The organism is Desulfocurvus sp. (genome assembly GCF_023230885.1).
GTDB lineage: Bacteria > Desulfobacterota > Desulfovibrionia > Desulfovibrionales > Desulfovibrionaceae > Desulfocurvus.
Genome location: NZ_JALNWM010000162.1, coordinates 1 through 7,989 on the forward strand (window position 1 = coordinate 1; position 7,989 = coordinate 7,989).

Below are 7,989 nucleotides of genomic sequence, written 5' to 3' on the forward strand. Positions count from 1 at the left end.
CATCACCGGCACGTCCACCCCGAGCATGAAGGCCAGCCGCCCGCCCTCCAGCTCGCCCTGGAGCATGCAGGCGTAGTTCATGGTCGCGGGGCTGCCCGACTCCGGGGCGCGGCGTTGCAGGAAATACGGAAAACGGAACAGGATGTGCGCACGGCGAGCCGCCAGCCGGGTGCGCACGCTTTCCAGCAGATTCTTGAAGCTGGCGTAGCCCAGGTCCTCGCCCCACTGCTGGAGGGCCTCGATGAAGCGGCTCATGTGCGTGCCCTTGAACTCGGCGGGCAGGTCCACCGAGAGGTCCACCTCGGCCACGGTGTGCTGCACGGCGCCCTGCTGGTCGCGCGAGCGCACGCGCACGGGAAGCTGGAGGTTCTTGACCCCGACGCGGTCGATGGGCATGGCCACTTCCGCCGGGCCGCTCTGCACGTCCTTCATGTCAGACAAGATTCTCCCCTGTGGTGGTCAGGCAAAGCTTGCCGTGCTTCACGCCCTTGGTGGAAATGAGCTTCTGGCCGAGCATGCGCACCACGTCGCCCTGGCCCTTGAGCACCAGGACCTCCAGGCAGTTGTCGTGGTCCAGGTGCACATGCAGGGAGGACAGGATGATGTCGTGGGCCTCGTGCTGGAGCTCGGTCAGCCGCTGGGACAGGTTGGACTGGTGGTGGTCGTAGACCATGGTCAGCGACCCGGCGATTTCCTTGTCCGTGTCCTCCCATTCGCGGCGCACCAGATGGTTGCGGATCAGGTCGCGGATGGCCTCGGAGCGGGTCTGGTAGCTCTGCTCCTCGCAAAGCTGGTCGAACTTGTCCAGCAGGTCGGAATCCAGGGAGACGCCGAAACGGATGGTCTTGCCCATAAATCCTCCACGGTTGGGCGGCCCGCCTAGGATCGGGGGCCGTCGTTTTTTCGCAGTTCGAGGATGTGCACCGTCACCGGATGGCCCTGGTGCTCGAAGCGTTCGGTGAGCGCCCGCGAGCACGAAAAGCCCCGCTCGGCGGCGTGCGCCAGGAAAGGCTCGCGGATGGAGCGCCCCGGCTCGGCGATCCAGGCCCGGCCCCCGGGCGCCAGGACATGCTCCAGCAGGGCCGTGACCGGCTCAACGAAACGCAGCTCGTACATCACGTCGCCGCCCCAGGCGAAGGCCGCGCACCCGGGCGCCAGGGCCGGGGCGCGCCAGTCCATCTGGACCCACAGCGGCTGGGGCACGCCGTTCAGGGCCGCGCTGCGCCGCGCAAAAGGCAGCGGGGCGAACTCGTAGTCGAAGGCCAGCACCCGCGCCCCGAGCCCGGCGCCGATCATGGCCGTGAGCCCCAGGCCGCAGCCGATGTCCACGCAAAGGCGCCCGGCCAGGGCCCCGGCCTGCCCGGACAGCCAGCGCCCCAGGGCCAGGCTCGACGGCCACAGCTCCACCCAGTAGGGCATGCGCTCGTCGGGCCCGAAGTCCGCCTCGCCGAGCTGGCGCCACATGGCTTCCAGGTCGCCCCGGCGCTCCACCACCCAGGTGCGCCCGCCGACGACGGGCATGAGCCGCTCGGAGGACGGCGCGGCCTGCGTGGGCCGGGAATCGTTCTGCATGGGCCGCTCCTGGGCGCGGGGCGCGCCCGCCCGGCGGGACTCCCCGGCCGGAAGGCGTGCCGATAAGACGCGCGTTCTTGCGGGAAAATACACCCGCAGTAACACGCGGTCAAACGATTTTGCCGGAAACACCGGAAAAAACGAAGAAAAATGTCAGAAAAGGAGGTATCCGGCCCGACCCCGGCCGGAACGGCAGCGGCCAGGCCGACGCCAAGCCGGGCGCAGGGGGAGGCGGTGTTGGGTCGCGCGCAAGGCGGCGGTGTTGGGTCGCGCGCAAGGGGGCGGCGTTGGGCTGGGCGCAGAGGGCGGCGTTGGGCTGGGCGCCGGGAGGGAAACGCAGCAAACGCTGGAGACGCCCAAACGCCGCCGACGGGGTATCCGACGGACGGGAGGAAACCGGCGGCGGGCCAGGGCCCGCACACTGCCAACCGGCGCGTCCCGGGCCTCGGACAGGCAGCGCCCAACGATGGACACAGGGCGCCGGGCACGGGCGCGAGCCCCGGAACGCGGCCGCCAGCGGGACGCGGCGCGGGCCGTCCCCTGGCTGGCGGCAGGATCGTTTGGGGCGCAGTTCGGCGCGGGGGCGGGCCATGACGCTAATTGCGCAGGCGCCAGCCGCGCGGGCGGCACAGCCCAGGCACGGGGGGCATGCCTCCCCGGGACGTGCGGGGGGAAGCAGCCCGGGCGCGGGGGGCCGGTGGCATTGACAGCGGCGCCAGGCGCATCCGGGCGCAAGGGCGGGCCTGCGCCTGGGCGATGGACTTCCCGGTTTCAGCCCGGATGCCCCCGGCCGCGGACGCGGGGCGGGCCCGAGGCCCGAAGCCGCGCGACCCTTCGTTGCGGCGGCACCCTTCCCCGGCGCAGGGGCGGGGCCGCAGGCTCTTCTCGCCGTCGCTGCGCGGCCGCCACCCCCGGCGCGGGCGTGGGACGGGGGGCAGCGCGGCGCCATGAACCCCGGACGCGGGCGCGGGGCGGGACTAGAACTTCCGGGTGTCCTCGTCGTCGCCGGGGGTCTGGGCGTCGGCCGACGCACCGGGGGATTCCGGAGTCACGGCCGCGCCGGGCGCCTGGGGAGAGCCCGGGGCTTCGAGGGTGCCGGGGGCTTCGGGGGCCTCGCCCGCCCGGGGCGGAGCCGACGGGGCATCTTCGGCCCGGCCCTCTTCCCGTTGGGTTTCCAGGGCCAGGGCAGCGGCGGCCTCGGGGGCGGCGAATACCGGATCGGGCCCGGAGGCCCGCTGCGCCGGGTCGGCGTCCCCGGGCCGCGAGGGCGCTGCCGCGCCGCCGAGCACAAGCGTCCCGCCCGGGGCGGCACTGCCCCCGCCGGGCACACCCGCACCCGCCGGACGCGAAAAGACCTCCCAGAAGCGCGCCGAGGCCCGGCGCCTGCGCTCCTCCCACACGGCATGGCCGAAGACCAGCAGCCCCACGGCCAGGACCACTGCGTCGCGGATCATATCCGCGTGCATGGAGACATCGGCCTGGGGCGACACGGTAAAACAGCCGCACTGCACGGACAGTCCGCGCATGACGTTGAAGCCCAGGGCCGCCAGGAAGACGACCAGAAGCCCACCCAGCACAAGGGAGGCGCCCCGGGGCCAGACCCCGGCCACCAGGGCCGCGCCGCAGACTATCTCCACCCAGGGCAGCAGCAGGGCCACGGGATTCACCAGCGCGTCGGGCAGGATCTGGTAGTTGGCCACTATGACGGCGAACTCCACGGGCCAGGCCGCCTTGGACACGGCGGCAGCCAGGAAGACCAGCCCGAACAGCACGCGCAGCGCGACGAAAGCGGCGCTCATTGGGTCACCTCCACCGGGCCGCCGGCGGCGACCCATTCGCTCAGGCCCCCGGCGTACACGCTCAGGGCCTCATAGCCCATATAGGCCAGGAACAGCGCCAGCTCGTGGCTCATGGCGCAGGCGGGCGAGCCGCAATACAGCACCAGGGGCCGCCCGGGGTCGGGGTCGCCCAAAAGGGCCCTTATGTCGTCCTCGAACAGGCCGGGGGCCACGTTCAGGGCGCCGGGGATGTGCCCCAGCAGGTAATCCTCGGCGAAGCGGGCGTCCACGAAGCGGGCCTGCCCGGCGGCGTGCAGGGCCAGGGCCCGGGCGGTATCCACCTCGGGCACCTCGCGCACGGCGGCGTCTTGCGACGGGGCGGCGGGGTCGCCTGCGGGGGCGGGGGCGGCCGGGGCCTCGGGCAGCCCGCTGCCCAGCCAGGGCAGCGGCACGGGGCGCGACATGTTCACGGCGGCGGCCAGGGCGGCGGCCAGGGCCAGCAGGAGCAGCGCTTCGAGCAGCAGGGTCTTCGGCGCGGACAGGGACGGCATGGGAATCCTCCGGGGCCGGTGTGTTCGTTCGGTTTCAGGGGTATACCCGCTTCGGCGCGCAGGGGCAAACATGTTTTTGCCTGGAACCCGCGCCGGGAAAGGGCTAGAAGGAAATCAGACCATGCGGGGACCCCCGCCGGGAGGACGACAATGCAATACCGGGGCATGGGGCCGGACCAGGCCCGAAGCTGGCTGGCCGCGCGCAGGCAGGACGACCACACCCTCCTGGACGTGCGCCAGGACGGGGAATACGCCCAGGCGCACCTGCCCGGCGCCCTGCACATCCCCCTGGGCGACCTCGACGGGCGCCTGGGCGAGCTGGACCCGGGGCGCCCGGTGCTGGCCTACTGCCGCAGCGGCAGCCGCAGCGCGGCGGCCGCGGCCATGCTCGCCGCCCGGGGCTTCGGCGACGCGATCAACCTCGAGGGCGGGCTTCTCGCCTGGGAGGGCGCCGTAGCCGCGGGCCACGGCGGCGCAGGGCTGCGTGCCCTGCCCGCCGATGGCGACCCGGCCCTGGTTCTGGCCCGGGCCTGGAGCATGGAGGCCGCCCTGGGCCGGTTCTACGCCGACGCGGCCGCGCAGGCGCCCCCCGAAGCCGCCGCCCTGCTGTCGCGCCTGGCGGGCTTCGAGGAACACCACAAGGTCCGGCTGCTGGAACAATGCCGCAGGACCCCGGGCTGCGCCGCCGGAACGGACGGCCCCCAGGCCGGGGCTACGCCCCCGGACGCCCCGCTGGAGGGCGGGCTGACCGCCGCCGAGTTCCTGGCCCTGCACGGCCCGGACCTGGCCGACCCGCGCGGGGTGCTGGAGGCGGGCATGATGTTCGAGGCCCAGGCCCTGGACCTCTACGCGCGCTGCGCCGCCCGCGCCGGGAGCCCCGGGGCCCGCGCCCTGTTCGGCGCGCTGGCCGACGAGGAGCGCGGGCACCTGAAAGCCCTGGGCAGCCTGCTGGACCGCCTGGACCGCGGCTGAGGGCGCCCGGGGCGCCCCGCCCGGCCCGGCCGGTGCAGCGCCTTCGCAATCATCCGGAAATCTGAAGAAAGGAGCGCCCCGACCCCGCGACGGCATGCGGGAGAAACGCGGACGCAGTGTGCGGACGCCGGCGCCAGCCCGGCCCCCGAAACGCGCCGGGCCCCCGCGCCGTGCGGCGCGGGGGCCCGGCCTCGCGCCAGCCGCCCCGAAGCCCCTGGCGGGCCTCAGCCCGCAGGCTTTTCCAGGTATACGATGTACTCCTGGTTGCCCTTGGGCCCCTTGATGCGCGAGGGCACCTCGCCCAGGAACACCAGCCCCAGCCCGGCGGTGCAAAAGTCCAGAACGCCGTCCACGGCGGCGCGCCGCGCGGCTTCGTCGCGGACCACGCCCTTGTCCGTGCCCCCGGGGCCGACCTCGAACTGCGGCTTGACCAGCGCCGCCACCCGCCCCCCGGGCCGCAGGAAACGCAGGCACGGCCCGAGCACCTTCGTCAGGGAAATGAACGACACGTCGGCCACCACCAGGTCCACCGCCTCGGGAATCAGGTCCTGCGGCGCCAGGCGCAGGTTCACGCGCTCCAGGTTCACCACCCGGGGGTCCTGGCGCAGGCTCTGGTCGAGCTGGCCGTAGCCCACGTCCACGGCGTAGACCCGCGCGGCCCCGTGTTGCAGCAGGCAGTCGGTGAACCCGCCCGTGGACGCCCCGGCGTCCAGGCAGACGAGCCCGGCGGGGTCGATGCCGAAGTGCTCGATGGCCGTCAGCAGCTTGTAGGCCCCGCGCGAGACGAAACGCCGCCCGCCCTCCACCTCCAGGGCCGTGTCCTCGGGCAGGGGGTGGCCCGGCTTGGGCACGGGAACCATGCGCCCGCCCTGCTCCATGCGCACCTGCCCGGCCATGATCAGGCGCTTGGCCTTCTCGCGGCTGTCGGCAAGACCCTGCTGGAACAGGAGCTGATCGGCGCGGATTTTCGGGGGCACACAAACTCCGGGGTGGACGGTTCGGAAACGCAACGCGGCGCTGCCCGGTTCATGCCCCAAGGTCCGGGCCATTGCAAGGCCCGTCCGGCCGATGAAAATTCCCATCGCCCCTTGACGGTTGAACATTTTCATACTATCGACGATTCGTGTTACAGTTTTTGAATTAATCACCGCAACGCGCCGCTGCGGTGGCGCTCCCAAGGAGGTCTGCCTATGGCAGGTTGCAGGGCTCAGAGCCCGCCCGTGGCCCCTGTGGATCTTTCTTCCATTCAACCAGTCAAGGAGGGAACGATGAGGGAGATCGAAGGCGTCTTCTATCAAAGCAACGCGCCCAAGGGCGTCGATCCGGCGAACGTGTATTTCGTCCAGGTCGATGCCACCAAGTGCGAAGCCTGCGGCACATGCGACGAAGTGTGTCCCACCGGCGTCATCCAGGCCATCAACGACGACGGCATCCGCCAGGTTGTCAACCCCGCCGCGTGCGTGAACTGCGGCCAGTGCCTGGTCAACTGCCCCTTCGGCGCCATCTACGAGGGCGTGTCCTACGTCGACGAGATCTTCGAGAAACTGCGCGACCCGGACACCATCGTCATCTCCATGCCCGCCCCCGCCGTGCGCTACGGCCTGGGCGAGTGCTTCGGCAACCCCACCGGCGCCTACGTCGGCGGCAAGATGCACGCGGCCCTCAAGGCCCTGGGCTTCGACTATGTCTGGGACAACGAGTTCACCGCCGACGTGACCATCATGGAAGAAGGCACCGAGCTCATCCAGCGCGTGCAGGAGCAGGGCAAGCCCAACGCGCGGCCCCTGCCGCAGTTCACGTCCTGCTGCCCGGGCTGGGTCAAGTTCGTCGAGAGCTTCTACCCCGACCTGCTGCCCAACGTGTCGAGCTGCAAGTCGCCCATCGGCATGCTCGGCCCGCTGGCCAAGACCTACGGCGCCCATGAGGTCCACGTCGAGGGCAAGAAGATCTACACCGTGTCCATCATGCCCTGTATCGCCAAGAAATTCGAGGGCCTGCGCCCCGAAATGTGCGACAGCGGCTTCCGCGACATCGACGCGACCATCGACACCCGCGAGCTGGCCTACATGATCAAGGCCGCGGGCATCAACTTCAACGAGCTGCCCGACGTGCAGCCCGACCCGGTGCTGGGCATGTCCACCGGCGCGGCGACCATCTTCGGCAACTCCGGCGGCGTGATGGAAGCGGCCCTGCGCCTGGCCTACGAGGTGCTCTCGGGCCAGAAGCTGGCCAACCCGGACATCAAGGTCGTGCGCACCCACGAGGGCATCAACACCGCCGACGTGGAAGTGCCGAACTTCGGCACGGTGAAGGTCGCCGTGGCCAGCGGCCTGCAGAACGCGGCCAAGCTGTGCGAAGAGGTGCGCGCGGGCAAGTCGCCCTACCACTTCATCGAGATCATGACCTGCCCCGGCGGATGCGTGAACGGCGGCGGCCAGCCCATCGACCCGTCCCTGCGCGCGTCGCTGTTCCAGAACGCCGTGGCCCGGATCACCAAGCGCTACGCGCACCGCACCGCCTAACCCGCCAGGAGGACAAACCATGAGCGGCATTGCCACCATGTCCCGACGCGGCTTCATCAAGGCCGCCGCCATCGTGACCGGCTACACCATCGTCGGCCTGCGTTTCGCCGGCTCGGCCATCGCCAGCGTCGGCGGCTACGTCGGCCTGCGCCAGCAGTCCGTGTACGAGGCCGACGCCAAGGTCTACAAGATCCGCAAATCCCAGGACAACCCCATGGTCCAGAAGCTCTACAACCACGAAAAGGGCTTCCTGCATGACGGCCCCTGCGGCCACATGTCCCACCGCCTGCTGCACACCCACTATGTGGAGCGCGGCGCGGCTGTCGAGGCCCTCAAGGCCAAGGGCGTGGCCCTGAAGCTGTAGTCTCCCGCCTCCCGGCCTGAGTGGAGGACGCCAAGGCGTCTGACCCAAGGGCCCCCCTCCCCCGGCTCTCCTGCCCCCCCCCGGACACCCAGCCAGCCCGCGCCCCGGCTCTCCTCCCCCCCGCACAACCAGGCCCCTCTCCCCGCCCCGGGACGCGGCCCCCGCCCTGACCGCCGCCCCCGCGGCCCCCCGCCTCGCTGTCCCGCAGCACGCCCCCCCCCCCCCCCCCC

At 71.7% G+C, this 7,989-nt stretch carries 9 protein-coding genes; 3 read left to right on the plus strand and 6 right to left on the minus strand.

The window, feature by feature from the left end:
- From M0P34_RS11530 to M0P34_RS11550, 5 genes are all read right to left on the minus strand, one after another.
- Nucleotides 1-432: GTP cyclohydrolase, FolE2/MptA family (locus tag M0P34_RS11530; protein ID WP_291499229.1), on the minus strand; the 432-nt coding region annotated here is incomplete at its 3' end.
- A 1-nt stretch (nucleotide 433) separates the two neighbouring features.
- Nucleotides 434-853: a nickel-responsive transcriptional regulator NikR gene (gene nikR / locus M0P34_RS11535; protein WP_291499213.1), complete on the minus strand. Its 420-nt coding sequence runs from the start codon at nucleotides 851-853 to the stop codon at nucleotides 434-436.
- 26 nt (nucleotides 854-879) lie between these two features.
- Nucleotides 880-1,572 carry a methyltransferase domain-containing protein gene (locus M0P34_RS11540; RefSeq protein WP_291499215.1) on the minus strand — a complete coding sequence of 231 codons (693 nt, stop codon included), beginning with the start codon at nucleotides 1,570-1,572 and terminating at the stop codon, nucleotides 880-882.
- A 977-nt stretch (nucleotides 1,573-2,549) separates the two neighbouring features.
- Nucleotides 2,550-3,371 (minus strand): MauE/DoxX family redox-associated membrane protein, encoded by an 822-nt coding sequence (locus M0P34_RS11545; RefSeq protein WP_291499217.1) that lies wholly within the window; start codon nucleotides 3,369-3,371, stop codon nucleotides 2,550-2,552.
- On the minus strand, nucleotides 3,368-3,901 hold the full coding sequence (locus M0P34_RS11550) for a rhodanese-like domain-containing protein (protein WP_291499219.1): 534 nt from the start codon (nucleotides 3,899-3,901) through the stop codon (nucleotides 3,368-3,370). Before M0P34_RS11550 ends, M0P34_RS11545 begins: the two co-directional genes overlap by 4 nt.
- Nucleotides 3,902-4,051: 150 nt before the next feature.
- On the opposite strand from M0P34_RS11550, the gene M0P34_RS11555 reads away from it, so the two are divergent.
- Nucleotides 4,052-4,873: a rhodanese-like domain-containing protein gene (locus M0P34_RS11555; RefSeq protein ID WP_291499221.1), complete on the plus strand. Its 822-nt coding sequence runs from the start codon at nucleotides 4,052-4,054 to the stop codon at nucleotides 4,871-4,873.
- Nucleotides 4,874-5,097: 224 nt separating this feature from the next.
- Here the strand turns inward: M0P34_RS11555 and M0P34_RS11560 are convergent, their stop codons facing one another.
- Entirely contained in the window at nucleotides 5,098-5,850 is a 753-nt protein-coding gene (locus M0P34_RS11560; protein WP_291499223.1) for a TlyA family RNA methyltransferase, read from the minus strand.
- A gap of 213 nt (nucleotides 5,851-6,063) precedes the next feature.
- Between M0P34_RS11560 and M0P34_RS11565 the strand changes: the two genes are divergently transcribed.
- Together M0P34_RS11565 and M0P34_RS11570 are read left to right on the plus strand one after the other, a co-directional pair.
- Nucleotides 6,064-7,395, plus strand: a complete 1,332-nt coding sequence (locus M0P34_RS11565; RefSeq protein ID WP_291499225.1) for a [FeFe] hydrogenase, group A — start codon at nucleotides 6,064-6,066, stop codon at nucleotides 7,393-7,395.
- Nucleotides 7,396-7,414: 19 nt separating this feature from the next.
- Nucleotides 7,415-7,759 (plus strand): iron hydrogenase small subunit, encoded by a 345-nt coding sequence (locus tag M0P34_RS11570; RefSeq protein WP_291499227.1) that lies wholly within the window; start codon nucleotides 7,415-7,417, stop codon nucleotides 7,757-7,759.
- The last annotated feature ends 230 nt before the right edge of the window (nucleotides 7,760-7,989 follow it).